The organism is Variovorax sp. 05N34, assembly GCF_056397405.1.
The window spans coordinates 66,896-93,853 of the sequence record NZ_JBFTNI010000015.1 but is presented as its reverse complement, the minus strand read 5'-3'; the positions used below and the strand labels follow the sequence as shown (position 1 = coordinate 93,853).

Here is a 26,958-nt window from a genome sequence, read left to right as displayed (position 1 = left end):
AACATCCTTGCATTGAACGCAGCAGTCGAAGCCGCCCGCGCTGGCGAGCAGGGCCGCGGCTTCGCCGTCGTGGCCTCCGAAGTGCGCAGCCTGGCCCAACGCTCAGCCGCCGCAGCCAAGGAAATCAAGACGCTCATCGGCGACTCGGTCGAAAAGGTCGAGGAAGGCAGCAAGCAGGTGGCCGAAGCCGGAAAGACCATGGAAGAGATCGTCGACAGCGTCAAGCGCGTGACGGACATCATGGGCGAGATCACTGCCGCGAGCCAGGAGCAGACGTCCGGCATCGAGCAGATCAATCAGGCGATCACGCAGATGGACCAGGTCACGCAGCAGAACGCGGCGCTGGTCGAAGAGGCCGCCGCTGCGGCAGGCTCGCTGCAGGATCAGGCGGCCAGCTTGTCGCAAGCTGTGAGCGTGTTCAAGCTCGGCGCTGGCAGCGCCGCCGCAGCTGGGCGATGAGCGCCTCGGCGGTCTCGTCAGCCCGTTCGAGCTGGCGCACACGATCGTTGATCACGCTGAGCAGTTCGTGTTCGCCGCACACCAGGGTCGCACCGGACTCCGGCGCACCGTCCGTCATCTCTCCCGGGAAGGAGAGGTTCCAGTAGGGCCAACCCATCGGCCTCACTTCGATGTTGTAGGCATCGGCCAACGCGAACGCCGGCACCGCCACGGATTCAAGGAACTTGTGGTCCGGCGGGGCAAGGGCAACCACTCGCTGGCGAGTCACGGTGAAGGCAAACCGAACCGACGCTTGCATGTCCAGCATTCCGTCGCGAACCAGCGTGCCGAGGTCGGCCGGCGCGCTTCTTGTCCACGCCGCGGCCTGGCTGCCCAGGAATGCGAACGCACCGCCATCGCAGATCGCGAAAAGCCGTTCGGTCGGGCCCGGCGTTCGGGCATAGGCGCGGAGCAGCTCGCCCATGGCTGGCCGGCGGCGCACGTCGGCATACAGCCGATGCGGGTCATAGCCGAACCGAAAGAACGCCGCGTGGCATGCGTCTTCGGGAGAAACCCCGCCGTTGACGCCTGAGAGTCCCTTCAGGTCGGCCATGCACTGCCTCAGCATGCGGTCCACCACCGTCAGCGCCTGACCGGTGATCGCCGCCAGTGCCGCCGGGATGGGTTCGACCTCGCCCGCTCGGTCGCGGATGATGGGGTGGAGTGTTCGCGTTGCGGTGGTCGTCATTGAGCAACCTCGCTTCAAAGGATCAGGGTGACGTGAAGGAAAAATAATCTCATGAGCGAAGCCCTGGCGACGAAGCGTCTGGAAAGCGCCACTCAGCAATGGAGACTACTTCACGAAACGAAGAAGCAAATGCTGGCTGCGATCTCAGCGCGTGAGGCCGACCGAGCCCATGAGGAAACGCACGAGCAATGCCAGCAGGAAGAGCGTGCCGACGCTCACCGCCCACAGGGCTGCCAACCATCCGAGCCTCCGCAGCCAAAGCTGCCAACCGCGCAGGGCCTCAGTGGTAGCCATCGCCATGCCGCACCTTGCCGCGGAACACCCAATAGCTCCACGCCGTGTACATCAGGATGATCGGGATGATCATCAGCGCCCCGACCAGGGCGAAGCCCAGGCTTTGAGGCGGACCGGAGGCTTGCCAGATCGAGATGTCCGGCGGGATCACGTTGGGCCAAAGGCTGATGCCCAGTCCGCTGTATCCAAGGAAGAGCAATGCCAGCGTGAGCACGAAGGGCGACGCATGCGCGTCACCCCGCAGGTCCTGCAGCAGCCGCCACACGACCAAGCAAACCAGCAGGGGCACCGGCGCGAAGTAGAGCAGGTTGGGCAGCGTGAACCAGCGCGCTGCGATTGCGGCATGCGCCAAGGGCGTCCACACGCTCAGCGCGCCGATGACGCCGAGCATCACCCACACCAGCGGCCGTGAGAGCTTGCGCATGCGGTCGTGCAGCTCGCCCTCGGTCTTCATCAGCAGCCAGGTCGCGCCCAGCAATGCATAGGCCGCCACCAGCGCCAGCCCCGTGAAGATCGCGAACGGGGTCACCCAATCGAAAGGCCCGCCGGCGAAGTTGCCGTCCACGACCTTCAAGCCATTGAGGAAGGCGCCCAGGGTCACGCCTTGAAAGAAGGTGGCAGTGATCGAGCCGCCGATAAAGGCCGCATCCCACCAGCGACGCTTGCCGGCACGTGCCTTGAAGCGAAACTCGAAGGCCACGCCGCGGAACACGAGCCCCACCAGCATCAGGATGAGCGGCAGGTAGAAGGCGCTGAGGATGACCGCATACGCCAGCGGAAATGCAGCCAGCAAACCGGCACCGCCCAGCACCAGCCAGGTCTCGTTGCCGTCCCACACAGGTGCGACGGTGTTCATCATGACGTCGCGGTCCGCCTTGGCGGGAAAGAACGGAAAGAGGATGCCGATGCCGAGATCGAACCCATCCATCACGACATACATCATGATGCCGAACAGGATGATCACGGCCCAGATGAGGGGAAGGTCAATACCCATTACACGGCCTCCGGTGCGGCGAGATCGCCTTGTTCATCGATGCCATCGGACGCGGCCGAGAGCGGGCGCATCGGTTGGCGCGACTCTCCGGGCCCGCCGTGTGCCGGCAGGTCGCCTTCGTTGGTCGATGGCCCCTTTGCAATCAGGCGCAGTCCGTAGGCAGTGCCCGCGCCGAACACGACGAAATACACCAGCACGAACAGTGCGAGCGTGAAACCCACCTGCGAAGCCGAATGCTGTGGCGAAGCCGCCTCGGCAGTGCGCATGAGTCCGTAGACGATCCAGGGTTGCCGTCCGATTTCGGTCGTGAACCAGCCCGCCAGGATCGCCGCCAGGCCCGCGGGCGAAAGGGCGAGGGCGAAACGCAGGAACCAGCGATGACTGAACAACCGCTGTCCGCGGCGCAACCAAAGTCCCCAGAGCGCCAGCGCGATCATCAGCAAGCCCATTCCGACCATCGCGCGAAAGGTCCAGAACACAATCGTCGAGTTCGGCCGGTCTTCCCTGGCGAAGTCTTTCAGCGCGGGAATCTGCCCGTCCCAGCTATGGGCAAGAAGCAGGCTGCCCGCGCGCGGAATCTCGATCGCGAAGCGAGTCACTTCGGCTTCCATGTCGGGCCAGCCGAACAGCAGCAGCGGAACGCCTTCGCCTTCGGGCGTGCGCTCCCAGTGGCCTTCGATCGCGGCCAGCTTGGCCGGCTGGTGCTCCATCGTGTTGAGGCCGTGCTGATCGCCGATGAGCGCCTGGATCGGTGCAGCCACGAGCAGCATCCAGAGCGCCATTGAAAACATCGTGCGAACACCGCTGTTGTCGCGCCCCCGCAGCAAGTGCCATGCGGCCGCGCCGCCCACCATCAGCGCGGTGGCGATGTAGGAGGCGACCACGGTGTGCGCGAGGCGATAGGGAAAAGACGGGTTGAGGATCACCTTGACCCAATCGACCGGCACCACCCGGCCGTCGATGATCTCGTGGCCCTGCGGCGTCTGCATCCAACTGTTGGATGCGAGGATCCAGGTCGCCGACACCAGCGTGCCGACGGCCACGGCGAGCGTCGCGATGAAGTGCAGGCCGGGCCCGACCCGGTCGCGCCCGAACAGCATCACGCCGAGAAAGCCTGCCTCGAGGAAGAAAGCGGTGAGTACCTCGTAGGTGAGGAGCGGCCCGGTCACGCCACCCGCGAACCGGGAGAAGTTGCTCCAGTTGGTGCCGAACTGGTAGGCCATCACCAGGCCCGACACCACCCCCATGCCGAAGGCCACCGAGAACACCTTGATCCAGAACTGATAGAGATCGATGTAGACCTTGCGGTGAGTGCGAAGCCACAGCGCCTCCAGCACGGCCAGATAGCTTGCCAGGCCGATGGTGAGCGCCGGAAAGATGATGTGAAACGAGATCGTGAAGCCGAATTGGATGCGGGCGAGCGTGAGTGAATCCATCTCTTGGCATCTCCATGGAAGGCTGCTGCAGCGGTTCTGCGAGAAGTGCTATTGAACATGAGGGCGAGCCCATTGGGAATAGGACAAGTTGTCCGCGACACCGTTTGCCGTTCCCGCTAGGATGTGACGCGCCACGGGAGGACAGCAAAACACCTCATAGGATTCGCAGCCCATGCCGATCTCGTTCAACAGGCACGGACCCTTCTATCGACTGCAGCGCAGGCTTGGCCTTCTCAGCGAAACCGACCTCGGTGTGCGTCGCCGCGCGATGCTGTTCGTAGCGGTGGCCTGGATACCGGCCGTGGTCCTTGCAGCAACCCAGGGGCTCGCGATCGGTCCCCACCACGAGCGGGCGATCCTGCTTGACTACAGCACCTACGCCTTGGCAATCGCGATCGTTTGCTTCGTGCTGATGGAGCAGTCATCGGACACGCGCATGGCCCGGCTCGTCAACGAGTTCGAGGCGCGCGGGATCGTGACTGAAGCGTCCCGCATCTGCATGGCGAGGGCCAAGGCGAACATGGGCCGACGCACCGGCTCGTCCCTTGCCGAAGCAGCCATCCTGGTGTTGGCGTACGCCTTGGCATACCTCTGGCTCCTGAACGCGCCCATGACGACCGATCAGGGCGCCTGGCATGGACGCATGGTCGACGGCTCCCTCCAACTCACCCTTGCCGGCTGGTGGGTGGCCCTTGTCTCGCTGCCTCTGTACTGGTTTCTCTTCGGCCGCTGGCTATGGCGCTTCGTCACCTGGGGGATCATGCTCTTCGATATCTCCCGTTGCGGACTGCGCCTCGTCGCCACCCACCCGGATCGCTGCGGCGGCCTCGCCTTCGTGGGACAGTACCCAAGAACCTATGTGCTGTTCGTGTTCGCGGAAAGCACCGTCGTGTCGGCGACCGTGCTCAAGGCGGTGGTGTATGGCGGCGCCAGCTTGATGGGATTCAAGTTCGCGCTCCTTGGGATGATCGTGCTCTTCGCGCTTGCCTTTATCGTTCCACTGGCGGTGTTCATGCCGCAACTGGTTGCGCTCAAGCACCAGGGACTTGCGCACTACGGCTCATTGGCGAGCAAGCACAACCTCTCGTTCGATGCGAAATGGATCTCCGGCAAGAAGCCGGCCGAGGAGTTGCTTGGGTCTCCGGACCCATCCTCATTGGCGGATTTCGCGGCGGGCTACGACCTCATCAGGCGAATGCTGCCTGTGCCGGTCAATCTGGAAAGCGTGATCCCGATCGTCATGGCTGCGCTCATACCGCTGATTTGCGTCGCGCTGACGCAGGTGCCGGTTGTCCAGGTCGCCGACGAAATCAAGAAACTGATGCCCTTCTGAAGTCAGGAAGTCTTCTTGCGCAGCAGTTTGCCCAAGCGCGTCCTCAGCGGGGCGGGCATCGCACTCTTGCCCGCACGGTAGGCATCGCGCTGCACCTGCAAGGCGGCTGCCAGAGCGGCGACGCTTGCACTGTCGTAGCGCCAGATGCCGGTGACCACGAAATGCGCCGCCTTGGGCGTTAGCCGGATGTCCTGGGCGCCAATGCTCTGCAGAATCTCGGACCGCGCATTGGCCAGCAAAGCCTCGCGGCCATCGAAGTCGGCGATCTCGCGACTGAGCTCGATGCCGATCGTATGAATCGACGGGCGCAGATCAGCGATGAAGCTGACCACCTCGGCCAACACCAGCTTGGGGAGGGCACCGATCCGAAAGCCCTGGAAATCGACGGTGATGAAGTTCTCGATCAACACCTCCGCTCCGTCCGGACTGAGCCTCACGGACTGAACACGTCCGATCAGCGTCTGCCCGTCGAAAACATGGATGGGGTCGCCAAGATCGTATTGGCAGCCGCCCGGGCCGGTGAGGCGCAGTCCCACCGCCGTCATTCGACGCGCAGTCCGAGTCTGCGTCCCTTGCCGTTGGCATGGGTCCTGATTGATCCGCGGATCGCGGTTTCCAGCGAGTTCATGGTGATGACCATGCGCTGAGCTTAGCCGGATCTGCCCGCGCTCCTTCCGGTCGAATTGAAGGGACGGCGAATGGAAAGTGAATTCAATAGAACTAGTTTGCCCATTGCAGGCTTTCGCCCAATGTCAATTTCCATGTGATTCAAGTCCTTTTCCACACATTGGCTCTTCGCAGCTGACTTAGGATGACCGCACGGAGAGTAGTTATTGATGGAAACGAATCTACAAGACGGCGACCTGGGGCGCTGGGGCGGCCAACTCGCCGTGCTGACGGCCGAGGCCGATTTACGTGGTCTCGAGCACCTGGAACGCTCGATGAGCGCGCTGCTTCGCGTGGTGCGCGAGCAGCTCAACCTGGAAGTGGTTTTCGTCGGCGAATTCGTTGGCGGCGAGCGCGTGTTCCGTCACGTTTCGGCGAAAGCGCCGGCCCCGGTCATCCAGATCGGGCAGTCGCACGCGCTGGACAAGACCATTTGCCAGCGCATCGTCGATGGGCGAATGCCCCGGCTATTGAAGAGCGCGCGGCAGGAGCGCGCGCGTTACGGATTGCCGGAGCACTACGACGTATTGGGCGGACATATCGGCGTGCCGGTCAGGTTTTCAGACGGCAGCCTCTACGGCGTTCTCTGCGGCTTCAGCTTTACCGCCTGCGATCACCTGGACGAGCGCGATGTGCGACGGCTTGAAATGGCAGCGGGTGCGGCAGCGCGCCTGCTGGCGCAAGCCGAAGGCCACGATGTCGATCGCACATTCGAGCGCGATTCAGTGAACTGAGAGGCTGCCGGCGCCTCAGATCGCCCCACAAAGGGCAAATGCATAAGCGGCGTCTTGGGCCGCCACGAACCCTGGTTGGCCGGGAAGCCGGAGATCGGCGGTCGATGGCGGCGGCGCAATGGATGGATTGTTCGAGAAGCGCCTGAAAACGCCTTCGCGCTTCGACGTCGCAACCGCGGGCTTCGAGGAAGGCCTCACGGTGATGTCCTTGATGCGCTTTCTGTCGTGGCGGACGATGGCCTGCCGGTCGCCGTCGACGACACAAAGCGTGCCCCGCTCGGTCTCCAGCACGTCGCGAAACTGATCCCAGACCATCGGAACGGACGGCTTGATGCCGGCGAGCTCGCATCCCGTGCGACGTGCGAAGGCCGCGAGTTCTTTCGGCAATTCGAGCGGCACGCAGGAGACGAGCTGCCCGTTGTCGTCCGAAGGCGCTGAAAAATAGAAGGCTGAAGAGCTCGCGTCCTGATCGAACAATTGCTCGAAGCGCGCGCGGGCATAGGCATCGCGCAGGCCCCGATCGATCAATGCGGGGGACCAGGGCAGCACGAAGTACTGCGTCTCGCCCGCTCCGATGATCCAAGTCAGTGCCCGGCCCGCCGGGCCCTGCCCGATCCAGGAGGCCAGGGCCTCCATGGCGGCGCCCCGGTCGCCATCGGCGAAATCGAAGTGAGCTTTGCGCGTGATCAGCGGCCTGAGCCAGAGGCGCGCCACCTCGCAAGCGATCAGGGTACGCGGCGCGAGATGCACGCGTATTTCCGCACGGCTCAGAAGCGACGTCATAGCCGACGCCCCATGCGGCGACCAGGCGATGCGGCGAGCTTCGCTTGTCGCGGGCTCCCGCAGCGAGTCACAGGCAGTTTCATGCCTCGATTTGAGGCGAGCAGCCGCAACCCGATAACTAGCAATTCTGGTAGGTAGCCCGCGAAAACCCCCTCGCGTGCGACCGCTCTGTGACAAAGTACCTGCGAGCCCCAGCCCTCGCAGCGCGGCGGCGCGTTGGATCAAGCGCGGGCAGGAGCGAATCAGTTCAGCAGCCCGGCCATCAGGGCCTGGACCACGGCGGCTGTCTTGTTCGCCGCCTTCATTTTTTGAACCGCGTTCTTGATATGAAAGTTGACCGTCGGGATCGAAATGGAAAGGATGTCGCCGATTTCCGCGGCGGTCTTGCCATCGGCGCTCCACTTGAGCACCTCGATTTCACGCGCCGTCAGGGCGGCATCCGGCTGCACCACATACTTCGGCTTGAGCAATCGCGACATCGCAAGGTGCGCCGCCTGCACCAGCCAACGCATTTCGCTTTCCTTCGACGCGAGCTCGTTCGCAGTCAGCGGATCGCCCGAGCGCGACAGCGTCAGCATTCCGCCGATACCGAAGCCGTCCAGGCTCGACTGCGCCCAGCCGACCCGCAGGCCTTGCTCCCTCGCTTCGGCCCAGAACTCCTTCGAAGATGCGAATACATCGTCAGTCCACAGCAGCGGGCGCTGACTGAGACTGCCATGTCGAACGCTGGGGTCAATGGCCAGATAGCCGGCCTTCTGATATCTCTCCTGCCACGCTTTCGGGTAGTTGTTCAGCGTGATGACCTTCGGGTTCGACACGGGCACGGCGAGTCGAAGGCCGTACGCGCAGTGCTCGAAGCCCAGTTCGCGGGCCGCCGCCAGCAAGGCCTCGAAGACGACGTCCTCGCCGGACGCTCGATCGAGCGCCGTGAGCAGGTTTTCGTTGAACGCACGCATGAAAGTGGGCTCGTTGGCAGCTTTGGCGTCGCGTCGGCGGCTGGGTGGAAGAGGGACTCTCGGGATATGCGGCAGCAGTGCGAATTCTCGCGCCTGCGTGAAACAAGCCACCAATCTAGCGGAAACGCATCACCGCCGCTGCGACGCCTGCATCGCGCGGCCTCCAAATCAGGACCGTTTGCACGGTTCGACGCACTTGCACAGGAGCCACGACATGATCATTCCCTTGTCCACTGGACTGCTTCGGATCGCACGACGCGATCTCGACCAGCTGCAGCTGGCCCATCTGGTCTCCGGTCTCGACGATGACGCGGGACAGGCCCGCGCCTGTGGGGCGGTCATCGCGCTGTCGGGCTACACGGAGTGGGTCTGTCCCGCACAGCCCCGCCTCAGCCTCGGGTGGGACTGGCAGTTCGACGAAGCCGCGTCGCCTCCGCAAATCTGCAGAATCGGACTGCCGCGCACCAACATCCTGCTGCTCGACGGCGATGGAGCGGCCTTGCCATGGAATGAAAGCCTGCAAATGCTCGCCAATTTCATCGACGGCTTTGCCTGGAATGCGCTGGCTTTCCGGGCGGTGTGCGAGCGCTACGCCGCCTGACCTGTCAGAAATGATAGTTTCGCCGCCGACTCATGGCGGCTGAAATCTTCCCGACCTACAACCGGGAACAAGCAATGGCAATGGAAATATTGGCAGGACGGCCGACCGAGATGGCGCCGCACATCCTCGACGAAGTCGCACGCTACCGCCACAAGGTGTTCGTGGAGACGCTGGGCTGGGATCTCCTCACCGAAGAAGGGAAGGAAAGAGACCAGTTCGACCGCGACGACACGCTCTACCTCGCCGCGCGAGACGTCGGGCAGAACATTGTCGGAACCGCGAGGCTGCTGCCCACGGACCGGCCTTATCTGCTGGGCGACGTCTTCCCCCAATTGCTCGGCGGCGAGCCTGTTCCTTGCGATCCGCGGATCTGGGAGCTTTCGCGATTCGCCGCCGTCGACTTCGCGGCGACGCAAGGCAATGCGCTGCACCAGTTTTCGTCGCCGGTAGCCGTCGCGCTTCTCGAAGAATCACTGGCGATCGCCCGCCGAAGCGGCGTCGAGCGCATCATCACGGTCTCCCCGCTCGGCGTCGAACGACTGCTGCGCCGCGAAGGCTTTCGTGCGCATCGCGCAGGCCCGCCGATGATCGTCGGCGGCCACCCGATCTTCGCGTGCTGGATCGAGGTGACGGAGCGCGCTGTCGAAAGCTGAAAGGGAGCGGGCTCCCTGGCGTCATTGACGCACCCGCCAAGGACGACGCGCGCCGGCGGGCAGTCGATGCTGTCCTTCATGCAGTCAGAGCCTTGTCCGGCAGGTTGCGCGCGGGGTGCGGCTAGATTTGCTGCAGATCAAGGAGACCCCATGGCAGACCTCGTCAAGGCCGCGAAGCATCCGCGTGCGGCAGGGAATCGCTGAAATGGCCACCGGCGGCAGAACGCTCTGGAAGGGCGCCATCACCTTCGGACTGGTCAACATCCCCGTCGGGCTTCACACCGCAACGACGGAACAAGGCGTGGACTTCGACTGGCTGGACAAGCGCAGCATGGACCCGGTCGGCTACAAGCGAATCAACAAGAGAACGGGCAAGGAGATCGACAAGGACGACATCGTCAAGGGCGTCGAATACGAAGACGGCAAGTACGTCGTCATCTCGCCTGAAGAGATCGAGGCCGCCTATCCGCGAACGACCCAGACCATCGAGATCCAACGCTTCGTGGATGCCAATGCGATCCCGTTCGTCTACCTGGAGCGCCCCTATTACGTCGCGCCGGTGAACAGGGGCCAGAAGGTCTACGCACTGCTCCGCGAGGTGCTCCTGAAGACAGGGAAGATTGGGCTGGCCAAGGTGGTCATTGCCACCAAGCAGCACCTGGCAGCCTTGGTGCCCAGCGACAAGGCACTCGTGCTGAACCTGATGCGGTGGGGCGACGAGGTGAAGTCGCTCGAAGGGCTCGACCTTCCAGCCGCGGGTGCGAAGTCATCGAACATCAGCGCTGCCGAAATGAAGATGGCCGAACAACTCGTCAAGGACCTGTCCGGCGAGTGGAAGCCCGAAGACTTCCAGGACGAGTTCAAGCATGCCGTGATGAAGCTCGTCGACAAGAAGGTCAAGGCAGGCGACACCGAAACCGTGATCGAACCGCAGGAGGAAGCGCCCTCCGAAGGCGCTGAAATCATTGACCTGACCGAACTGCTGGCGCGCAGCCTGAAGGGGGACAAAGGCCCGCGCAAGGCCACCGCAAAAAAGGCCGCCCCACGAAAGGCGGCGAGCCCCTCCAAGGCAAGGAAGGCGGCGCCCGCGAAATCGCGCAAAGTGGCCTGACCATCGACGGCCCTGATGACCATGGCCAGCCTGCGCCGCATCGCCGTCACAGTCGACGAGATCCGTGAAGGCCGCTTTGATTGGGTGCTGATGGAAAAGGACACCGAGTCCCATGAGTGGAAGCCGATCCGCCGGGCCGATTCATCGGCAGCCACCTATCACGAAGCCATGGCCGCGGGCTTGATGGCGCTGCAGGCCATGGTGGGCGATTTGGACACGGGACCGCGGGAAGGGACTGCGGAGAAGCCTCCGGACGAAGCTGCGGAGCAGCGCGGCGGCAAGCGCTTCGGCTTTGGCGGCCTGCGGGAGTAGAGGCCGCTCACAGGAGCTTGTCGATGGTCGCGGGCAGGTCGCGCACGCGCTTGCCCGTGGCGTGAAAGATGGCGTTGACCACCGCGGCCGCTGTCCCCACGATGCCGATCTCGCCCAGTCCCTTGACGCCGAGCGGCGTCACTTCCGGATCGGGCTCTTCAACGAAGATGACTTCGATGTCGTAGATGTCCGCGTTTGCTGCCACGTGGTATTCGGCAAAGTTGTGATTCATCACTCGCCCGAGCCGGTGATCGGTGAATGCGTCCTCGTGCAAGGCCATTCCGATGCCCATGACCACACCGCCAAGAATCTGGCTGCGTGCAGTCTTCGGGTTGATGATTCTTCCCGCCGCCACGGCGGACACGATGCGAGTGACCCGCACGACGCCGAGTTCTTCATCGACCTTTACCTCCGCAAAGATCGCGCTGTGCGTATTGCTTGCCTTGAGCATCTGGCCGATCTTGTCGCCGATGCCGGGCTTGGCGGTTTCCTCGGCGCTCAACGCATCCTTGCCGGACGCACGCATCACGTCGGCGATGCTCACGGAGCGTGACGGGTCGGATTTCAGCACGATCATTCCGCCCCGAAACTCCACCTCCTCGAGCTTCGGCTTGCCGAGGGGCTTGCCGTCCATCCCGTGGGCTGCGTCGATCAGTTGTCTACCGATCGACTGGCAGGCGAGCTGCACCGCAGCACCGGCCGATGCCGCCATCCATGAACCGCCTTCGACGGGCGATGCAGGCAGCGCGCTGTCGCCGAGTTGCGGCGTGATGCGCGCCAGCGGCAAGCCCAGGGTGTCGGAGGCGACCTGGGCCATCACGGTATAGGTGCCGGTGCCGATGTCCGAGGCCGCGCAGGCGACGACCAGATCCCCTTCGGCGCTCAGGCGTGCACTGGCCGTGGTTTTCATGAACATCGCATCCCACATGCCGGTCGCCACGCCGAAGCCGACAAGCTCGGAGCCCTCTCGCATCGATCGCGGCGCAGGCGAGCGCCGATTCCATCCGAACCGGGCTGCCCCTTGTTCGTAGGCCTGGCGCAGCGCTTTCGACGTAAAGGGCTTGTCGCCCATCGCGTCGACCTCGGAGTAATTGAGCAGACGGAACGCCAGCGGATCCACCTTGGCGAGGCAGGCCATCTCGTCGATGGCGATCTCGAACAGCGTCATGCCGGTGGCTGCGCCGGGCGCGCGCATGTCCCCGGGGGTGTACGTGTCCACGGGCGCGAGGGTGTACTCACCCGATGCGTTCTCGCACGCATAGTTCATCAAGCCCCAGTTGCAGACCACCTCCATGTAGTTCTCGAAGCGCGATGTGGACGTGGTCGCATCGTTGACGATGGACTGCAGCCGGCCCTGCGCATCCGTCGCCAGGCGCACCGACTGGAGCGCCTCCGGCCGGTGCACGTGGGTGAACATCTGTTGGCGCGTGAGCACCACGCGCACCGAGCGTTCGAGCATCTTGGCCGCCAGGGTCGCGAGATAGACCTGGTATTGCGGCCGAAGGCCGGAGCCGAACGCGCCGCCGACGTAGGGGTTCAGCACGCGCACGTCATCGGGGGAGAACCCGAAGACCGAAGCAAGGTAGGACTGGACATTCTGCGAACCCTGCGTCTTGTCGTAGACGGTGATCTTGCCTCCGCCTTCCCAGATCACGGTCGATGCGTGCATTTCCATCGGGTTGTGGAAATGCAAGGGCAGGTGGTAGTCGGCGGCATGCTTCAGCGGCGCTGCGTCGAACCCCGCCTTGGCATCGCCACGTGCCTTGGGCGACTGGAAGGTGCCGCGCTTTCTGACGGGCTCGAACTTTTCCTTGAGAGCGACCATGAAGTCCGTGTTGTGGGGCTCTGGCGCGTAGGTCACCCGCACCAGCGCTGCCGCATCGCGCGCCGCTTCCAGCGTTTGCGCCACCACCAGCGCCAGCGGTTGCCCGCTGAAGACGACGGTGCCGTCGTAGAGCGGGCGAAACGGCGAGCCAGGCACCGCGACCTCGTCCTGGTAGCTGCGGTCCAACCATGCAACGTGCGGGCGGTTGAAATGGCTGATCACTTCCACCACGCCCTCGATGGCCCGGGCCGCCGAGTCGTCGATCGACAGCACTTTGCCCTTGGCGATGTCGCCCGAGACCACCCAGCCGTACAGCAGGTCGGCTGCGCTGTGCTCGGCCGCATAGCGAGCCCGGCCCGTCACCTTCTCGAACCCGTCCACCCGGTTGATGGCGTCACCGATGCGGGCACTCGTATTGGATGCGTTCATGTCATGCCACGCGTTTGTCGTTTTGAGATTGAGGGGTCTTTGCGGCCGCCTGCCGCAACGCTCGCACGATGGCGCGTCGTCCGAGCTCGATCTTGAAGTCGTTTCCGCCTTGGCCCGAAGCGCCCGCCAGGAGCCGATCGGCCGCTTTGGCGAAGATTGCGTCGGAGGGGGTCGCGCCGGTCAGCAACGCCTCCGCCTCGGGCACGCGCCAGGGCTTGTGCGCGACGCCGCCGAGTGCCACGCGCGCTACCTCGATGCGACCATCGCCATCGAAGCGCAGAGCCGCAGCGACCGAGACCAGTGCGAACGCATAGGAAAGCCTGTCACGCAGTTTCAGGTACGTGTAGTGCTCGCTGAAGTCTTCCGCGGGCAGGTCGATCGCGGTCACGAGTTCGCCGGGTTGGAGCGTGTTGTCGCGCGATGGATCGTCTTCCGGCAAGCGATGGTATTGGGCAAAGGCGATCGTGCGTTCTCCCGCCGGGCCCTGCACGCGCACTTGGGCGTCCAGTGCGGCCAACGCAACGCACATGTCCGACGGATGTGTTGCGATGCAATGTTCGCTCGCGCCGAGAATCGCGTGGATGCGCGTCACACCACCGATGGCTCCGCAACCGGCGCCGGGCGTGCGCTTGTTGCACGCTGTCGCAGTGTCGTAGAAGTAGTAGCAGCGCGTGCGCTGGTTGAGGTTGCCGCCGTTGGTCGCCGCATTGCGCAATTGCGGGCTGGCCCCGGCGAGGATCGCGGATGACAGGAGTGGATAGCGGGCCGCCACCCGCGCGTCGTATGCGGTGTCGGCGTTTGTCGCCAATGCGCCCAGGCGCAGGCCGCCGCCATCGATGTCGGAGATCTCTCGCAGTGGCAAGCGGCGGATATCGACCACAGTGGCCGGCCGCTCCACGTTCTCCTTCATCAGGTCGACGAGGTTGGTCCCGCCCGCGAGAAAGCGCGCGCCCTGCACGCCGGCGAACTGGATCGCCTGGGCTGTGTCATGCGCGCGGCTGTATTCGAAGCGGTTCATCGCCGCGCCTCTTCGCGCTCCATCACGGACATGACCGCATCCACGATGTTCGTATAGGCACCGCAGCGGCACAGGTTGCCGCTCATCAGCTCCCGCACTTCGTCTCGCGTGCGGGCTTTGCCTTCCTCGAGCAGACCCCGCGCCGAGCAGATCTGACCCGGCGTGCAATAGCCGCACTGGAATGCATCGTGCTCCATGAAGGCCTGCTGGAGCGGGTCCAGCCCTTCGGCGCCATCGCTTGACGCCATGCCTTCGATCGTGCGAACGGACGAACCGTCCACGCTCACAGCCAGCACCAGGCAGCTGTTCACCCGGCGGTCATCGAGGAGGACCGTGCACGCGCCGCACTGGCCGTGGTCACAACCCTTCTTCGTTCCCGTCAGTTGCATCTCTTCGCGCAACAGATCGAGCAAGGTCACCCAGGGCGGCACTCGTGTCTCGCGGTCGACATTGTTGATGTGCAGGTTGATGGGGATGGCCTCGTTGCTGGCGACCCCGCTTGCAGGTGTGGTTTGGGTGTCCATGGCCGCCCCTTGCTTTCATCGCCTGCTTTTGGGCGTCGGCTCGTCACTCGGGAGATTCGAGTCCGACAGCTGTTCGGAAGGCGGCCCGAGCCGGCCGCTGTCGGCGCCTTCGGCTGCAGAAGTGCCTCCAGCTCTTTGCGCCTTGCCGCGACCGGACATGATTTCGTCATCATCGAAGTCCAGCGGCTCGGGCGCGCCTTCATCGGGCCTGCGATCAATCCGCCCCCGGGAGGGTGGTTGCGGGCCATGGGGGCCGATCGCGTCCGGCAGACCGTCGTCCTCGATCGTTTGCTTGGGCGATGTAGCCATGTGTACTCCTGGGTTGATTTGCCGCAGCAATGCGCGCAAGGACCCATGTTCTCGCCCACAGCCGCCCGCACTGTGGGCGAGCCCGCCTGGCGCTTGTAGGAGTGGTCGACAGCGGCTCTGCGGCTAACGAGGCAATGCGTACGCGATGACGCTGTCTCCGGCCTTGGTGCCGAGCGAACCATGCCCGCCTGCGACCACCAGCAGGTATTGGCGGCCGTCCGCGCCCGAATAGGTCATGGGCGTTGCCTGACCCCCGGCGGGCAACCGGCTGCGCCAGAGTTCCCGGCCGTCCGTCATGTCGTAGGCGCGGACGTAGTTGTCCAGCGTGCCGGAGAGGAAGGCGACCCCGCCTGCCGTGACAACAGGACCGCCAAGGTTGGGCACGCCCATCCTGAAAGGCAAGGGCACAGGCGCCAGATCTCGCACGGTGCCGTTGCGGTGCTTCCAGAGGACCTTCGCCTGATCGAAATCGACGCCGGCAACATAGCCCCACGGCGGCGCCTGGCACGGAATGCCGAGCGGACTCACGAATGCGGAGAGCTTGACGGCAAACGGCGCACCGAAGTTCTCGCCAAGTGCGGGAAGGCTGCCCTTGGGACGCTCCTTGCCCTGCACCAGCATGGACGTTTCGTCTGTGCGCGGCACGAGGCGCGAGACGAAGGCCAGGTAGGTCGGCGTCGTGAAGCCGATGCGGCGCACGGGATCCACCGCAATGCCGCCCCAATTGAACACGCCGAAGTTGCCTGGATAGACCAGCGTGCCGCGCGTGGAGGGCGGTGTGAAGCGGCCTTCGTAGCGCAGGCGATGAAACGCGATGCGGCAGTAGAGCTGGTCGAACATCGTCGTGCCCCACATGTCCTTGCCCGTCAGCGGCTGCGGGTCGAAGGAGAGGGTGGAGCGGGGCTGGGAAGCCGCCGCCTTGTCGCCGGTCGCGGCACCTTGCGGGGCAGGGGTCTCGGTCACCGGAAATACCGGCGTGCCCGTGCGGCGGTCGAGAACGAACAATTCGCCTTGCTTCGTGGGCTGTACCAGCGCGGGCACGACGCTGCCGCCCACCTGAAGGTCCACCAGAGTGGGTTGCGCGGGTACGTCGTAGTCCCAGAGGTCGTGGTGCACCGTCTGAAAGCTCCACCGCACACGCCCGGTCGCAAGCTCCAACGCGACCACCGCCGACGAGAAGCGCTCCACCGCTTCGCTGCGCTGGCCTCCCCACTGGTCCGGCGGCTGATTGCCCATCGGCACGTACACCAGTCCCAAGCCTTCGTCCACGCTGGAGATGGACCAACTGTTCGGCGAATTCGCGGTGTAGCTTTCGCCAGCCGCAATCGGCGCCGTCGCTTCGGGCTTGGCCGAATCCCAGTTCCAGACGAGGGCGCCGGTGTCGATGTCGAAAGCGCGGATCACGCCCGACTGTTCGTTCGTCGAGACGTTGTCCAGCACCGTTCCGCCGACGATGACGAGCTTGCGCGTCACCACGACAGGCGACGTCGAGTAGTAGGCACCGGGCTGCCGGTTGGGCATGTGAGCCCAAAGGTCGATCTGGCCCGTTCCGCCACCGAAACTCGCGCAGGGCGTACCGGTATCCGGATTGAGCGCCAGCAGCCTGCCATCCGCGGTCGGCATGAAGAGCTTGCCAGGACAGGCGCCTGCCGCCGCATTGCCGGCCGCAGCATTGGCGGCCGCCGCTTCGGGTGGCTGGTACGACAGGCCTCGGCAAGTCAGATGCTGAAGCGCGAGGTGGCCCTCGATGTCGACCTTCGGGTCGAAGCGCCAGACCTCCGCACCCGTGGTGGCGTCGAGCGCCAGGACGCGTTGATGCGGTGTACACAGGATGAGGCGATTGCCGATCTTCAGCGGCGTGACTTCGAAGGTCGTCTCCTCGGGATCGCCGGGCCGGCCACGCACGTCGCCGGTGTGCATCTGCCACGCGATCTGGAGCTTGTCCACATTGGCAGGCGTGAGTTGATCAAGCGGCGAGTAGCGCTGCCCGAATGCGGTGCGGCCATAGGCATGCCACTCTCCCGGAGGCAGATTGGCGTCCGCTTGCGCAGCACCCGAGGACGCCGGCCGGGATGCGATGCGGCCCGCGATGTCGTGCGGGTCATGAAGCCACGATGCAACGGCGACCACCGCAAAGGCGGCCAGAACGATCGTGAGCGCCAGGCCACCGCCTCGCCAGGGCGACACCCGGGATGATGGCGTTCGCCAGCCCAGGCCGCGCGTGACCCATGGCGTCAACAGCAGGAGCCCGAGGATGAACAGCACGTCCATCCGCGCTGTGAGCGGCCACCAGTCCACGCCTGCCTCCCAGAGCGACCAGATCAAGGTGGCGGCCACCATCAACGCATAGAGCCAGAGGGCCTCTTGCGCCCTGCGCACCAGCAGTACGCCTGCCAAAACAAGGCCGATGCCCGCGAGCACGTAGTAGAGGCTACCGCCAAGCGTGGCCAGCCATACGCCGGCCGCGCCAACCACCAGACCGATCAGGAGCAGCAAGCTGCCGAGGATATTCGTACCGCTCCACCAGCGGTGCGTGCGCTTCTTATCGTTCATCAAGATCTCCTCGCGGGAGTCTTCGAATGGCACGATGCGCTCGCTGTCAGGTGCAGCCCCGCAAGGGTGTAGGAGACCGGCGGCGCGCACGCCGGTCCCGGCGCCTTACCTTTGGTAGTAGCTCGGCAGGTTGCGGCGGTATTTGTCCGGTGACTCGACCCACATGACGGAGGCCGCGATCGTCGGATTGCCCGCGAAGCTCAGGCTCGTGCTGAGCTGGCCCGATGCGTTCGGCGACGCCGCCTTTTCGAGGCTGTCGACTTGCGTCTGAGCGCCGTCCCTGCGCCGCATCTGCACATAGGCTTGCGTGAGCGGATTGAGGTTGCGCGCATTGAAGGCGATGGTCCCGCCCACGGACGAGTCGAAGGCATTGAAGGCGTCGATGGTCGCCTGCTCGATCACCGGGAACACCGAGCCACCAGCGGCCTCTGCCAGCGTCAGCGGGCGGCGCTCCATCGTGACGCGGTAGATGCCGTCCGATGTGCCGGTGGGGAACGACACCTGCGCGCCGCCGGCGCCATAGGCGGTGAGCGTGTATTGCGCCTTGTCGGGGATGGCGGCAATCTGCGCATCGGTCAGCGCCGAAGCTTGCGCGCCTGCGCAGGTGGAGGCCACCATGTAGGTTTCCATGTTGGCGCCATCGATCATCCAGCGGCCTCCCAGCGCGGGCGGCATGTATTTGAGTCCCGCGGGCGGCAGCCCCGGGCCCTTGACCACGATGTAGGCAATGGCGCCGCCATCGTTGCTCGCGTCCGTATCCTCGATGTTGAATTCGAGGCCGGTGTTCACGCACGGGGTCGAGCCCGGAAGTCCATGATGCACGGCCGTAGTGTTGAACCAGTCCAGGTTGAGCACGCGCTGGTCGCCATGCAGGCGCCAGATGCCGTCCGTGCCCTTGCGCACCTTCCAGTTGTCGAGCCGGCCGAGTTCCACGCCCTGCGGCGTCTTCACCGAGAACGAAAGATGTGCGGTGATCTTGCTCGGATCGCTGTAGTCGATCTGGCGAATCTCGACGTCGGTGAATGACACGCCGACGAAATCGGAGTTGTTCGTCAGCTCGGCCAGCGAGTTCGCGAGATTCATGTCGTTCCAACGGAAGCTGCTCGTCATGAGGGGCGACAAGGCGCCCGAAGAGGGCAGGCCATTGGCGTACTTGGCCGTGAAGTCCTTCAGCACCTGCTTGACCAGATCCTGGTCGGTGGCGCCCGTCGCTACGTTGGTGCTGCTCAAGGTCGCCGTCGAAGTCTCGGCCGCAGCCTTCACGTCCAGCTGGTCGACCACCGTCGTCGTGTTGACGACGTTCGAGATGGTGGCTGTATTGGCGGCCGTGTCATAGCTGACGCGGATCACGTCCAGCGCCTTGTCGAGCGGGTCGGATAGCGGTGTGAATGCGGTGTGAAGCAGGTCGATCGCAGTATCGACGCCCAGCGCGCTCAGCACCGGCAACAGCTTCTCCTTGAGCTTCGCGACTTCGGCATCGATCTGCCCCTTGCTCGCGAGCTCGGCTTTGCCGCTTTGCTCGAAGTTGTCGAAGTAGGCTTGCGCAAGCTGCCCGGCGACGTTCGAGACGATCAAGTCCGTCAGTTGCGTGATGTTGATGCGTCCGTCGAGATCGGCCGCGGTGGCGATCGAGTGGACGATGGCGGTGGTGCCGTTCACCGAACCCTCGGCACGAAACACGAACGGCGCCGTCATGCCGCTGACGTCGACCGAATAGCTGCCGTTGGTGCCGATCGGTGCGGTGCGCGTCACGCCTTTGGCGTCCTTGACCGTCACGGTGCCCACCAGCGGTGCGCCGACGGCGGCAACGCCCGAGATCTGCGCGCCGGTCTGTGCAACGCCGTTGCCGTTCGTTCCGTTGCTGGTGCCGGTGTTCGTGCCGCCCGTCGCTGCCGTGCCGTTGGTGCCGACCGCCACCGCGCCAAAGCCGCCGCCACTGCCGCCGCCCCCACACGCGGCCAAGCTGGCCACCAGCGCCATGACGGCGCCATGAACGCCCCAACGCCTTGCTGATTTGATCGATTTCAATACCTGCTCCATTCCTGCTCCATTCGCCAAAGTTGTTGTTTGTTGCGGAGAGGAGGCTATCGGCGTGGCTCACTGCCGACATCCTCAGTTCATGGGGTGGGTCCCCCCACATTCGGCGGGGCGATCGTGCGAACATCCACGGAAAGCCGCAAAAGCAACATCGCTTGCCCTGAGATGACCCTCCAAGCCCCTGTCCGTGTCGCACTGGTCGAAGACGACCCCGCCATGCGCGAAGCCTTCGAACGCGTGATCCGGGCGGAGCCCAGCCTGCGCTTTGCCTTCGGCGCATCGACCGCGGGCGAACTGCTGTCGTGGTTCGCGCAAAACCCGGTCGACGTGCTGCTCGTCGACCTGGGCCTGCCGGACTGCTCGGGACTGGAGGTCATCCGCCGCTGCCGTGACGTTCAGCCCGCCTGCGCGATGATGGTTCTCACGATCTTCGGCGACGAGGCCAACATGCTCAGCGCMTTCGAAGCCGGCGCCAGCGGCTACCTGCTCAAGGACGGCACCGAAGCCGATCTGGCCATGCACATCCTGAGCCTTCATGGGGGTGGTTCGCCGATGTCGCCGACCATCGCGAGGCAACTGCTCGTGCGCTGGCAAGGCCGTCAGGCCGCCGCGCAGCCGGCGACGGCACCGTCATCGAATGAGTCGCTGTCGCCGCGCGAATCCGAAGTGCTCGCGCTCATCGCTCGCGGCTTCACCTACACCGAGGTGGCGGAACGCCTTGGCATCCTGCTGTCCACCGTGCAGAGCCACGTGCGCAACATCTACGGCAAGCTCGACGTGCACAACAAGGCCGAAGCCCTGTTCGAGGCGCGGCAACTCGGGCTGCTGAACTAGCGGCCGCGCGCATGCTCTTTTGGCCCTCGAACCCGGTGGCGCACGCTTGGCGGCTTGTCGCCCGCTGGCTTTCAGCGCTCACAGTGATCGTCCTTTGCCTTGCGCCGGGAGCCACCTGGGCTGGACCTGACGAACTGGGCGATATCCGCACCTTCGAGAGCGCCGAGGCCGTCCTCGAACCGGAGGGCTTGCCGCCGAGAGAGGGGCCCGTCGATCTCGGTCGCCGCTGGGACGCGGACTTTCCGGGACGCGGCGGTCGCGCCAGCTACCGCATCATGCTGCCGCCGAGGCGCAGCCCCGAGCCGATGGCGCTGCTGTTCTCGCGCGTCGGCAATCAGGTCGACGTGCTTGTCAATGGCAGCGTGATCCGACACTGGGGCACCCTCGGTGATCCGCTGTTCGACGCGGCCAAGACACCAGTGATGGTGACGGTCCCGGCATCGTTGCTGCACAGCGATCGCGAGAACGAATTGCGCGTCGAAGCCACCATCCAGCCGCAGCGCCTGGGGGGCCTCTCGGTGTTCCGCTACGGACCCCAGGCGGCAATCGAGCCGATCTACGACGCGCACCGGCTGCGCCGTGACGTCGCGATGCTCGTCTTCGCTGCGGGCCTTCTCGGCATGGGCGTGTTCACGGGCGTGCTGTGGCTTCGGCAGCGGGAGCCGATGTATGGCTGGTTCAGCCTCGGCGCGGCGCTCGGCTTCATTCGCATCCTCGACCGTGCGTGGCCCGACGTGCCCGTGCCCTGGCCGCTGCTGGGCGCAATGGTGGCGATCTGCTTCATGTCGCACATGGCGCTGATGTGCCGCTTTGCCCTGCTGGCCGTCGAGCCTGCCGCACGCTGGGCCAGCCGGAGCGTCGACATCGCAATCGTGCTCAGCTCGGTGCTCGCCTGCCTGTCTTTCGGCATGCGGCAGCCGTTGCTGCTGACATTGGCACTGTGCTCGATCGTTCCGATGTCCCTGTTGTCGCTGTGGACCGTCATCCGCCGCGCATGGCTTGGCGGCGACCCAAGGCTCCGGGCTTGGCTGATTGCTGCTGCGCTCACGGCTTCGATTGCCGCTGGCCTGCACGACCTCATTGCAATCCGCATCGCGAGCGCGAACGGCTTGCGGACCACCTACGTGCAGCACGCGATGTTCGCGTTCGTGCCAATCATGGGCTGGATCATTGCCGAGCGCTACAGCCGCACGGTGACGAACTTCCACGCGCTCAACGCCAATCTCTCGCGCCGCGTCGACGAGCGAGAGCATCAGCTCAAGGCTGCGTTCGACGCGCTGCGCGAGCAACAGCACCATCAGTCCGTATCGAACGAGCGGCAGCGCATCATGCGCGAGATTCACGACGGCGTCGGATCGCAGTTGGTGGCTCTGCTCAACATGGTCGCCCGCCCCGGCGCCGATGCCGGCGCGTTGCGCGAACACGTCCAGGTGGCTCTCGATGAAATGCGCATGGCCGTCGACTCGCTGCAGCCTGCGAACGACGATCTCGCCACCGTGCTCGCAACGCTGCGCTATCGCCTGCAGCCGCGCCTGGAGGCCGCGGGCATCGCGGTGGTGTGGGAAGTCGCCGAGCTGCCGGAGCTGCGTGAGCTCTCGCCCAACGTCGTCATGCACGTGCAACGCATCCTGCTCGAAGCCTTCACCAATGTGCTCAAACATGCGCGGGCATCGCGCATCGTCGTGCGTGCGCGACTGCGCGAAGACGAGCCTGCCGTCACCCTCCAGATCGAGGACAACGGCGTCGGGCTTCGCCACCCCTCTGCCGGTGCGGCAGAACCGGCAAGACGTCGAGGCGGACGCGGGCTCGACAACATGCGCTCGCGCGCCGCGGCCATCGGCGCTCGGCTGCGTGTGGAGCAGCCTCCTTCAGGGGGCGTTTGCATCACGCTGAATCTCAAGGTCGAGCGCGGCGACTCGGTCTTTTCGGGGCTTTCGAGGCCGATGGAACTGACGTAGCGCCGAAAGCCGATCAGCGTCTTGAGGCCCTAGCCGATTTCAGCACGCCCGTGTGTCCGACCCGAATGGCCAGGCTCGTACAGCGTGCCTTGCGGATGCTTCGGGTCTTCCCATTTCTGCTGCCGATCGACCTGCCTGGCCGACATCTTGTCGGCTACCGAGGGCATGATCTTCGACATGGTCGTGTTCAGAACGGACATGGAGCCGACCTTGATATCGCGCCCGCCCTCCGTCGCCGCCTTGAGAATCGCGCGTGCGACATCCTCCGGATCGATCATCGGATCCGGCAGCTTCGGCTCCTGGTCCATGTAGTTCCTGGCGTGCTCCGGGTAGGGCGTGTTCACCGCGGTGGGCTGGATGAGCGTGATGCTCACGGGGCTTTTGTCGACGTCTTCGATCTCGACCCTCAGCGCATCGGTGAACCCCTTCACCGCGTGCTTGGACGCGGAATACATGCCCTGCAGCGGAATGACGGCGTCCGATGCCTCGCTGCCGAGATTGATGAGCGCGCCGCCTTCGCGCTTCAGATGCGGCAAGGCAATCAAAGAGCCGTTCACGACGCCCCAGAAATTGATGTCGAACATTCGGCGGCTGTCCTTTTCGTCGACCTGGTCGAGGCGTCCGAAGATCGAGACGCCGGCATTGTTGATCCAGGTGTCGATGCGGCCGAAGGTGTCGATCGCCACGCGCGGCACTTCTTCGAGCTGCCGGCGATCGGAAACGTCAGCAGCGACCACCACCGCCCGCCGCTTGCCGTCGATCGCGTTCCCGTTGAGCTCCGCCGCGAGTCGATCCAGCACTTCGGTACTTCGGGCAACGAGCACCAGGCGCGCCCCGCGCTCTGCTGCCTGACGAGCGGTGCACAGGCCGATCCCGCTGGAAGCTCCCGTCAACACGACGACCTGCCGGTCGAGAGGCTTGAGATGAATTGACATCGATTCTCCCCATTGAAAGCTGTGGAGAGCCGATGGTTTCTACCCTTGCGATGCGCGTGCCGTCAGAGACTTCGCGGGTGAACGTAGGACGTCATTGATGAGCATGCGTCGCCTGCTTCCAAGACTTTGCTGGCGTTGGGGTGTGCGGTAGCAAAGCGCGTGCCTCCTGAACTCAGCGAGTTTTTGCACTTCGTCATGGGTGTGCCACGGACGCCATGCGGCGCGACGCTCGCAGCCAGCCCAACGCCATGGGAACGCGCTCGTGCGCGCCGACAACGCAGGCTTTACGCTGTACTGGCTGCGTCGCTCGCGGATCACCGATCTCGTCGAAGCGCGCAACCTGCCCGTGCCGCTTCCGACGATCGCCGAGATTGCCGGCACGTCGACCCCGATCATGGAACAGACTTACTACCACCCGCAGGACTTGCACGAAGCGCTCGACGTGCCCGGCATCGCCTACGCTGCGGCAGCATGAAATCTCTGGGTAATCGAAGGTAACCGGTGCGGGCCTACGTTGTCCATCGACGCAGGCCACCAAGAGCGCCGCCCCTGAGATTCACATCTCAGGGGCTTTTTCGATCAGGGTATGCGCCTCAAGGTCGAGGCATAGTTTGCGGGGCTTGGGGCGCGTACTTAGGAGGCATCACCGGGGCCGTGGGCGGGGCGAACACAGGCTTTGTGGTCGCAGGCGGCGGGTTCGACATACGCGCCTCGATCTGGTCCGCGAGTTGGGCCATGTAGGTGTTGCCCGGGTTCTGATTGGACTGGCGCCGGGCGATCTCTGCCAGCTTCTGCACCTGCGAATCTGGTGCCGCCTGCGCAAGCAACGGCATCGCCTCCGGTGACGACAAATAGGACAGAACCTTGCGCGCATCGGTGCTCGGCTCGCTCAATTTGGTGACGATGATGTCATCCATACTTTGCCCAGTCTTCTGACTTTCGATGGCGGCGCTCGCGCGCAGCCAGTCGTTATAGCGCATCCCATCCACCCCTCCGAACTTCCCGACCGCATTATCAAATTGAGGTTCGGTGCCTCGCAGAAGCTTGGCCATGTCGTCGGAAGACTTCAGAAACGGCGCCGCGTTGAAGTCTTGGCCGCTATTGAGCGCATTCGCCAGAACCGACGAAGCGAGTGGATTCTTCGACGCTGCAATTTCCGCCAAAAGTTCTTTTTGCTTCTCGGATGGCGCGCTGGCTATTAGATGTGCCATTTCGCGATAATATGAATCGGCGTCTAAAGCGCCGCTTTTCAGGGCATCTTTCAACACGTATTCGGTGTCCGGAAAATATTCCAATCTTGCGTAGTCCGTCGCGGCATAGGCGGCAATTTGCTTGTTCGGATCGGCGGCGAGCTTTTTCAATTCAAGCGCGATTTCCAGATTCGCGCCGGACGTGTTATCCCGGTTATGAATCCCGGAGAGAATAGAAACCATCGCAATTTTTTCATCGTCGCTCAATTGCCCGCCGCGCAGGAGTTCAAGAGCTAATCTCGCTGATTTAGGGGTTGCCGGAATTCCCTTTGCATACATTTCCTCCAATGCAATGCGTCCAGCGAGCCCCAATGTTGGCTTATAGAAGCGCAAGGGATTTTGGTCGTCGATTTTTGATTTCGCAATTGCTACGTTGGCCTGATATGCTGCGCCGCCGTCAGGCTGAGTTGTGCTGACGCCACTGACCACCGCGCCGACTTTGGTTGCTGAGATCTCGACCTGCGATGTGTCATTGCGATACAGAGCGAAGGCCAACACTCCGACGCAAACGATGCCGACCAACATCCAACGAATTTTTTTCATCCGAATTTATCCCGCGTATGTCTTTGCAAGCTGAAACAACACTGCCGGCACGACAGTTTGCCGCAAAGTGTAATTTACAAAGAAAATCCAACGGTCGTAAGCCGCATTGTAATTCACCTGAATTGGATTTCCTTTAACATCTGTTTGACCACCCGCGTTATATATGCTGTAGATATCGAGAACGTAGGTGTCGCAGCGATATGACCCCTGTTGCGCGCCTGTAGACGTTGTTCTTGGGAGGGCCGGGGTCGCCGTAAACGCAAGCGTGTACTTGGCACCCAATTGCCATATCTGGTAAGCACGCATGACCATAGCGCTACGACTGCTCCACACCTGACCGGTGTTGTAGCAAACAGCCTCGAAACACCCCTTGACATAGTAATTCGGAATATTCGGGTAGCCCGCACCCCAATAACCCGTCGGCCCCTGATATGCCACTGTCGCCTTGAAATTAGCGACAGTCACGTACTGAACGACTTGCGGCTCATTCATTACTTGATAAATATTTCCTCCATCGAAGAAACCGACATGCCCGGGAAAAGCAGGAAAACTGGCCAAGGTGCGGCCTACCACGTCACCCGCCTGTCTCGGCTCCGGTTTAATTAAATCGGGGTCCTGCCCGATGTTCCATAGAGCCTGACCATTCCAGTAAATTACAAGATTTCCATCATTCTGAGCTGAGACGTATGCGCCTGGGTGATTATGCGTAGCCGCATTCCAAAGAGCGCCCCATCCGCTGTTGTACACGACGAAATTCCCGTCGCCTTGCATCACCGACACACTTCCTCCTTTTCCATTCGTATAACTGGCCCATCGAACAGCCCAGTCAGAGGTCCTGTAGTAAACGAGATTCCCGTCGCCTTGCATGATCAGCAAGTACTGGCGGTCATCCGAATAGATGCCGGCCCCAGGATAGAGGGACCAGCCCGGCGCTAAGTTTTCGGCGCTACTAAAATTTGACAGACAGAACAGGATTGCAGCCACCAGCCAACGCAAAAATGAACTCACTTCTTCTCCATCTTTTTTGAAAAAAGATAGGCTCGTTCATTTTTTTAGCCGCGTCCTTCAGATTCGTCCGAAAATCGAAATGAAAATCACCGCCTAAGTCGATCCGGAGTCAAACAAAAGTTCATACTTCTTTTCTTCACTCATCCGGCGAGCGAGATCGCAGTCTGTTCCTGCTGCGCCTGTTTTGCCTGCTGCCTAAGCTGAGCCTGAATACTGTCGATCAGCAAATGATGAGATTCGAGATGACGCTTCCTTTGTTGGTAGAGGGTGAAGGAAGCCAACGCCCGCGCGCCTATGCGAGTTCGAGTTGAGCGATGCGGCTGTCCAGTTCCTTCACGGCCTTGGTCAGGAGCGCGATGAGCCCGAGCGGCTCGACCGAGAGCAGGTGCTGCTCGTCGGAGTCTTGGGACGTCGCTTCGGGCAGCGCCGCGCGCACGTCCTGCGCGATCACCCTTGCCTGATGCACTGGCGTGCCGTCATAGTTCTTGAGGTTGATGCGGTCGAGCGTGCAGCCAGTGATCAGCCGAAGCCGCTGCATCGCGTTTTCGATGGGCGTGATGTTTTCCTTCAGGCGCCAATCCGAGAAGGTTGTCCAGCCTGCATCGACGCTACCAACTTGGCGCGAGCCCGCTGCGTGAGGCGCTCGCCTTGCGAGCGAAGAATGGGTGGTTCACAA

28 protein-coding genes are annotated in these 26,958 nt (G+C 63.5%); 10 read left to right on the top strand and 18 right to left on the bottom strand.

Going from position 1 to position 26,958, the window contains the following annotated elements; translation table 11 throughout:
* Positions 1–459 (top strand): methyl-accepting chemotaxis protein (locus AC1DMA_RS28505; RefSeq protein ID WP_478146249.1); only part of this gene is annotated, 459 nt, incomplete at its 5' end.
* On the opposite strand, the gene AC1DMA_RS28500 is transcribed toward AC1DMA_RS28505, so the two are convergent.
* The 4 genes from AC1DMA_RS28500 to AC1DMA_RS28485 form a co-directional block, all read right to left on the bottom strand.
* Positions 419–1,186, bottom strand: coding sequence for a hypothetical protein (locus AC1DMA_RS28500; protein ID WP_478127778.1), 768 nt, complete (start codon positions 1,184–1,186; stop codon positions 419–421). The two genes, AC1DMA_RS28505 and AC1DMA_RS28500, sit on opposite strands and share 41 nt — an antisense overlap.
* A 144-nt stretch (positions 1,187–1,330) precedes the next feature.
* On the bottom strand, positions 1,331–1,480 hold the full coding sequence (locus tag AC1DMA_RS28495; RefSeq protein ID WP_478146248.1) for a DUF2474 domain-containing protein: 150 nt from the start codon (positions 1,478–1,480) through the stop codon (positions 1,331–1,333).
* Positions 1,467–2,474, bottom strand: a complete 1,008-nt coding sequence (gene cydB, locus AC1DMA_RS28490) for a cytochrome d ubiquinol oxidase subunit II (protein ID WP_478127780.1) — start codon at positions 2,472–2,474, stop codon at positions 1,467–1,469. The genes AC1DMA_RS28495 and cydB overlap by 14 nt, the downstream gene beginning before the upstream one ends.
* The gene (locus AC1DMA_RS28485) at positions 2,474–3,910 is read right to left on the bottom strand and encodes a cytochrome ubiquinol oxidase subunit I (RefSeq protein ID WP_478146247.1); all 1,437 of its coding nucleotides are present in this window, start codon (positions 3,908–3,910) and stop codon (positions 2,474–2,476) included. Before AC1DMA_RS28485 ends, cydB begins: the two co-directional genes overlap by 1 nt.
* Positions 3,911–4,082: 172 nt before the next feature.
* Between AC1DMA_RS28485 and AC1DMA_RS28480 the strand changes: the two genes are divergently transcribed.
* Positions 4,083–5,243 carry a hypothetical protein gene (locus tag AC1DMA_RS28480; protein ID WP_478146246.1) on the top strand — a complete coding sequence of 387 codons (1,161 nt, stop codon included), beginning with the start codon at positions 4,083–4,085 and terminating at the stop codon, positions 5,241–5,243.
* A 2-nt stretch (positions 5,244–5,245) separates the two neighbouring features.
* Here AC1DMA_RS28480 and AC1DMA_RS28475 read toward each other — a convergent pair whose 3' ends face one another.
* Positions 5,246–5,788 carry a hypothetical protein gene (locus tag AC1DMA_RS28475; RefSeq protein WP_478146245.1) on the bottom strand — a complete coding sequence of 181 codons (543 nt, stop codon included), beginning with the start codon at positions 5,786–5,788 and terminating at the stop codon, positions 5,246–5,248.
* 291 nt (positions 5,789–6,079) lie between these two features.
* Here AC1DMA_RS28475 and AC1DMA_RS28470 point away from each other — a divergent pair, with 291 nt between their 5' ends.
* The gene (locus tag AC1DMA_RS28470) at positions 6,080–6,643 is read left to right on the top strand and encodes a GAF domain-containing protein (protein WP_478127784.1); all 564 of its coding nucleotides are present in this window, start codon (positions 6,080–6,082) and stop codon (positions 6,641–6,643) included.
* 15 nt (positions 6,644–6,658) lie between these two features.
* Here AC1DMA_RS28470 and AC1DMA_RS28465 read toward each other — a convergent pair whose 3' ends face one another.
* Both AC1DMA_RS28465 and AC1DMA_RS28460 read right to left on the bottom strand, forming a co-directional pair.
* Positions 6,659–7,426: a hypothetical protein gene (locus AC1DMA_RS28465; RefSeq protein ID WP_478127785.1), complete on the bottom strand. Its 768-nt coding sequence runs from the start codon at positions 7,424–7,426 to the stop codon at positions 6,659–6,661.
* A 242-nt stretch (positions 7,427–7,668) separates the two neighbouring features.
* Positions 7,669–8,382, bottom strand: a complete 714-nt coding sequence (locus AC1DMA_RS28460; protein ID WP_478127786.1) for an autoinducer binding domain-containing protein — start codon at positions 8,380–8,382, stop codon at positions 7,669–7,671.
* A 214-nt stretch (positions 8,383–8,596) separates the two neighbouring features.
* Between AC1DMA_RS28460 and AC1DMA_RS28455 the strand changes: the two genes are divergently transcribed.
* The 4 genes from AC1DMA_RS28455 (at position 8,597) to AC1DMA_RS28440 (ending at position 11,059) form a co-directional block, all read left to right on the top strand.
* Positions 8,597–8,983 (top strand): DUF4902 domain-containing protein, encoded by a 387-nt coding sequence (locus tag AC1DMA_RS28455; RefSeq protein ID WP_478127787.1) that lies wholly within the window; start codon positions 8,597–8,599, stop codon positions 8,981–8,983.
* Between the two features lie 32 nt (positions 8,984–9,015).
* Positions 9,016–9,636 (top strand): acyl-homoserine-lactone synthase, encoded by a 621-nt coding sequence (locus tag AC1DMA_RS28450; RefSeq protein ID WP_478127788.1) that lies wholly within the window; start codon positions 9,016–9,018, stop codon positions 9,634–9,636.
* A 205-nt stretch (positions 9,637–9,841) separates the two neighbouring features.
* Complete coding sequence (gene ku / locus AC1DMA_RS28445; RefSeq protein WP_478146244.1) at positions 9,842–10,747, top strand: non-homologous end joining protein Ku; 906 nt, start codon at positions 9,842–9,844, stop codon at positions 10,745–10,747.
* A gap of 21 nt (positions 10,748–10,768) precedes the next feature.
* Positions 10,769–11,059 carry a hypothetical protein gene (locus AC1DMA_RS28440; protein WP_478146243.1) on the top strand — a complete coding sequence of 97 codons (291 nt, stop codon included), beginning with the start codon at positions 10,769–10,771 and terminating at the stop codon, positions 11,057–11,059.
* A gap of 7 nt (positions 11,060–11,066) precedes the next feature.
* Here AC1DMA_RS28440 and AC1DMA_RS28435 read toward each other — a convergent pair whose 3' ends face one another.
* From AC1DMA_RS28435 to AC1DMA_RS28410, 6 genes are all read right to left on the bottom strand, one after another.
* Positions 11,067–13,313 carry a xanthine dehydrogenase family protein molybdopterin-binding subunit gene (locus tag AC1DMA_RS28435; RefSeq protein WP_478146242.1) on the bottom strand — a complete coding sequence of 749 codons (2,247 nt, stop codon included), beginning with the start codon at positions 13,311–13,313 and terminating at the stop codon, positions 11,067–11,069.
* A 1-nt stretch (position 13,314) separates the two neighbouring features.
* Positions 13,315–14,331: an FAD binding domain-containing protein gene (locus AC1DMA_RS28430; protein ID WP_478146241.1), complete on the bottom strand. Its 1,017-nt coding sequence runs from the start codon at positions 14,329–14,331 to the stop codon at positions 13,315–13,317.
* Positions 14,328–14,855 carry a (2Fe-2S)-binding protein gene (locus tag AC1DMA_RS28425; RefSeq protein ID WP_478146240.1) on the bottom strand — a complete coding sequence of 176 codons (528 nt, stop codon included), beginning with the start codon at positions 14,853–14,855 and terminating at the stop codon, positions 14,328–14,330. The genes AC1DMA_RS28430 and AC1DMA_RS28425 overlap by 4 nt, the downstream gene beginning before the upstream one ends.
* 15 nt (positions 14,856–14,870) lie before the next feature.
* Complete coding sequence (locus AC1DMA_RS28420; RefSeq protein ID WP_478146239.1) at positions 14,871–15,164, bottom strand: hypothetical protein; 294 nt, start codon at positions 15,162–15,164, stop codon at positions 14,871–14,873.
* Positions 15,165–15,287: 123 nt separating this feature from the next.
* Positions 15,288–17,717: a membrane-bound PQQ-dependent dehydrogenase, glucose/quinate/shikimate family gene (locus AC1DMA_RS28415; protein WP_478146238.1), complete on the bottom strand. Its 2,430-nt coding sequence runs from the start codon at positions 17,715–17,717 to the stop codon at positions 15,288–15,290.
* Between the two features lie 105 nt (positions 17,718–17,822).
* A complete protein-coding gene (locus AC1DMA_RS28410; RefSeq protein ID WP_478146237.1) occupies positions 17,823–19,745 on the bottom strand; it encodes a hypothetical protein in 1,923 nt (640 codons plus the stop codon).
* Between the two features lie 174 nt (positions 19,746–19,919).
* On the opposite strand from AC1DMA_RS28410, the gene AC1DMA_RS28405 reads away from it, so the two are divergent.
* Both AC1DMA_RS28405 and AC1DMA_RS28400 read left to right on the top strand, forming a co-directional pair.
* Entirely contained in the window at positions 19,920–20,588 is a 669-nt protein-coding gene (locus AC1DMA_RS28405) for a response regulator (RefSeq protein ID WP_478146236.1), read from the top strand.
* An 11-nt stretch (positions 20,589–20,599) separates the two neighbouring features.
* Positions 20,600–22,546, top strand: coding sequence for a sensor histidine kinase (locus AC1DMA_RS28400; protein WP_478146235.1), 1,947 nt, complete (start codon positions 20,600–20,602; stop codon positions 22,544–22,546).
* A gap of 29 nt (positions 22,547–22,575) precedes the next feature.
* Here AC1DMA_RS28400 and AC1DMA_RS28395 read toward each other — a convergent pair whose 3' ends face one another.
* Positions 22,576–23,481: an SDR family oxidoreductase gene (locus AC1DMA_RS28395; protein ID WP_478146234.1), complete on the bottom strand. Its 906-nt coding sequence runs from the start codon at positions 23,479–23,481 to the stop codon at positions 22,576–22,578.
* A 262-nt stretch (positions 23,482–23,743) separates the two neighbouring features.
* On the opposite strand from AC1DMA_RS28395, the gene AC1DMA_RS28390 reads away from it, so the two are divergent.
* The gene (locus tag AC1DMA_RS28390; RefSeq protein WP_478146233.1) at positions 23,744–23,956 is read left to right on the top strand and encodes a hypothetical protein; all 213 of its coding nucleotides are present in this window, start codon (positions 23,744–23,746) and stop codon (positions 23,954–23,956) included.
* Between the two features lie 118 nt (positions 23,957–24,074).
* Here AC1DMA_RS28390 and AC1DMA_RS28385 read toward each other — a convergent pair whose 3' ends face one another.
* The 4 genes from AC1DMA_RS28385 to AC1DMA_RS28370 form a co-directional block, all read right to left on the bottom strand.
* The gene (locus AC1DMA_RS28385; RefSeq protein WP_478146232.1) at positions 24,075–25,274 is read right to left on the bottom strand and encodes a hypothetical protein; all 1,200 of its coding nucleotides are present in this window, start codon (positions 25,272–25,274) and stop codon (positions 24,075–24,077) included.
* 6 nt (positions 25,275–25,280) lie between these two features.
* Positions 25,281–26,282 carry a hypothetical protein gene (locus AC1DMA_RS28380; protein WP_478146231.1) on the bottom strand — a complete coding sequence of 334 codons (1,002 nt, stop codon included), beginning with the start codon at positions 26,280–26,282 and terminating at the stop codon, positions 25,281–25,283.
* 140 nt (positions 26,283–26,422) lie between these two features.
* A complete protein-coding gene (locus AC1DMA_RS28375) occupies positions 26,423–26,563 on the bottom strand; it encodes a hypothetical protein (protein WP_478146230.1) in 141 nt (46 codons plus the stop codon).
* 11 nt (positions 26,564–26,574) lie between these two features.
* Positions 26,575–26,853, bottom strand: a complete 279-nt coding sequence (locus tag AC1DMA_RS28370; RefSeq protein ID WP_478146251.1) for a tail fiber domain-containing protein — start codon at positions 26,851–26,853, stop codon at positions 26,575–26,577.
* Between the last annotated feature and the right edge of the window lie 105 nt (positions 26,854–26,958).

Coding starts and splice junctions, on each gene's coding strand:
- AC1DMA_RS28470 (WP_478127784.1), top strand. CDS start 6,080: ATGGAAACGAATCTACAAGACGGCGACCTGGGGCGCTGGGGCGGCCAA.
- AC1DMA_RS28430 (WP_478146241.1), bottom strand. CDS start 14,331: ATGAACCGCTTCGAATACAGCCGCGCGCATGACACAGCCCAGGCGATC.
- AC1DMA_RS28500 (WP_478127778.1), bottom strand. CDS start 1,186: ATGACGACCACCGCAACGCGAACACTCCACCCCATCATCCGCGACCGA.
- cydB (WP_478127780.1), bottom strand. CDS start 2,474: ATGGGTATTGACCTTCCCCTCATCTGGGCCGTGATCATCCTGTTCGGC.
- AC1DMA_RS28465 (WP_478127785.1), bottom strand. CDS start 7,426: ATGACGTCGCTTCTGAGCCGTGCGGAAATACGCGTGCATCTCGCGCCG.
- AC1DMA_RS28415 (WP_478146238.1), bottom strand. CDS start 17,717: ATGAACGATAAGAAGCGCACGCACCGCTGGTGGAGCGGTACGAATATC.
- AC1DMA_RS28460 (WP_478127786.1), bottom strand. CDS start 8,382: ATGCGTGCGTTCAACGAAAACCTGCTCACGGCGCTCGATCGAGCGTCC.
- AC1DMA_RS28400 (WP_478146235.1), top strand. CDS start 20,600: ATGCTCTTTTGGCCCTCGAACCCGGTGGCGCACGCTTGGCGGCTTGTC.
- AC1DMA_RS28475 (WP_478146245.1), bottom strand. CDS start 5,788: ATGACGGCGGTGGGACTGCGCCTCACCGGCCCGGGCGGCTGCCAATAC.
- AC1DMA_RS28455 (WP_478127787.1), top strand. CDS start 8,597: ATGATCATTCCCTTGTCCACTGGACTGCTTCGGATCGCACGACGCGAT.
- AC1DMA_RS28485 (WP_478146247.1), bottom strand. CDS start 3,910: ATGGATTCACTCACGCTCGCCCGCATCCAATTCGGCTTCACGATCTCG.
- AC1DMA_RS28450 (WP_478127788.1), top strand. CDS start 9,016: ATGGCGGCTGAAATCTTCCCGACCTACAACCGGGAACAAGCAATGGCA.
- ku (WP_478146244.1), top strand. CDS start 9,842: ATGGCCACCGGCGGCAGAACGCTCTGGAAGGGCGCCATCACCTTCGGA.
- AC1DMA_RS28425 (WP_478146240.1), bottom strand. CDS start 14,855: ATGGACACCCAAACCACACCTGCAAGCGGGGTCGCCAGCAACGAGGCC.
- AC1DMA_RS28495 (WP_478146248.1), bottom strand. CDS start 1,480: ATGGCTACCACTGAGGCCCTGCGCGGTTGGCAGCTTTGGCTGCGGAGG.
- AC1DMA_RS28480 (WP_478146246.1), top strand. CDS start 4,083: ATGCCGATCTCGTTCAACAGGCACGGACCCTTCTATCGACTGCAGCGC.
- AC1DMA_RS28440 (WP_478146243.1), top strand. CDS start 10,769: ATGGCCAGCCTGCGCCGCATCGCCGTCACAGTCGACGAGATCCGTGAA.
- AC1DMA_RS28420 (WP_478146239.1), bottom strand. CDS start 15,164: ATGGCTACATCGCCCAAGCAAACGATCGAGGACGACGGTCTGCCGGAC.
- AC1DMA_RS28385 (WP_478146232.1), bottom strand. CDS start 25,274: ATGAAAAAAATTCGTTGGATGTTGGTCGGCATCGTTTGCGTCGGAGTG.
- AC1DMA_RS28395 (WP_478146234.1), bottom strand. CDS start 23,481: ATGTCAATTCATCTCAAGCCTCTCGACCGGCAGGTCGTCGTGTTGACG.
- AC1DMA_RS28435 (WP_478146242.1), bottom strand. CDS start 13,313: ATGAACGCATCCAATACGAGTGCCCGCATCGGTGACGCCATCAACCGG.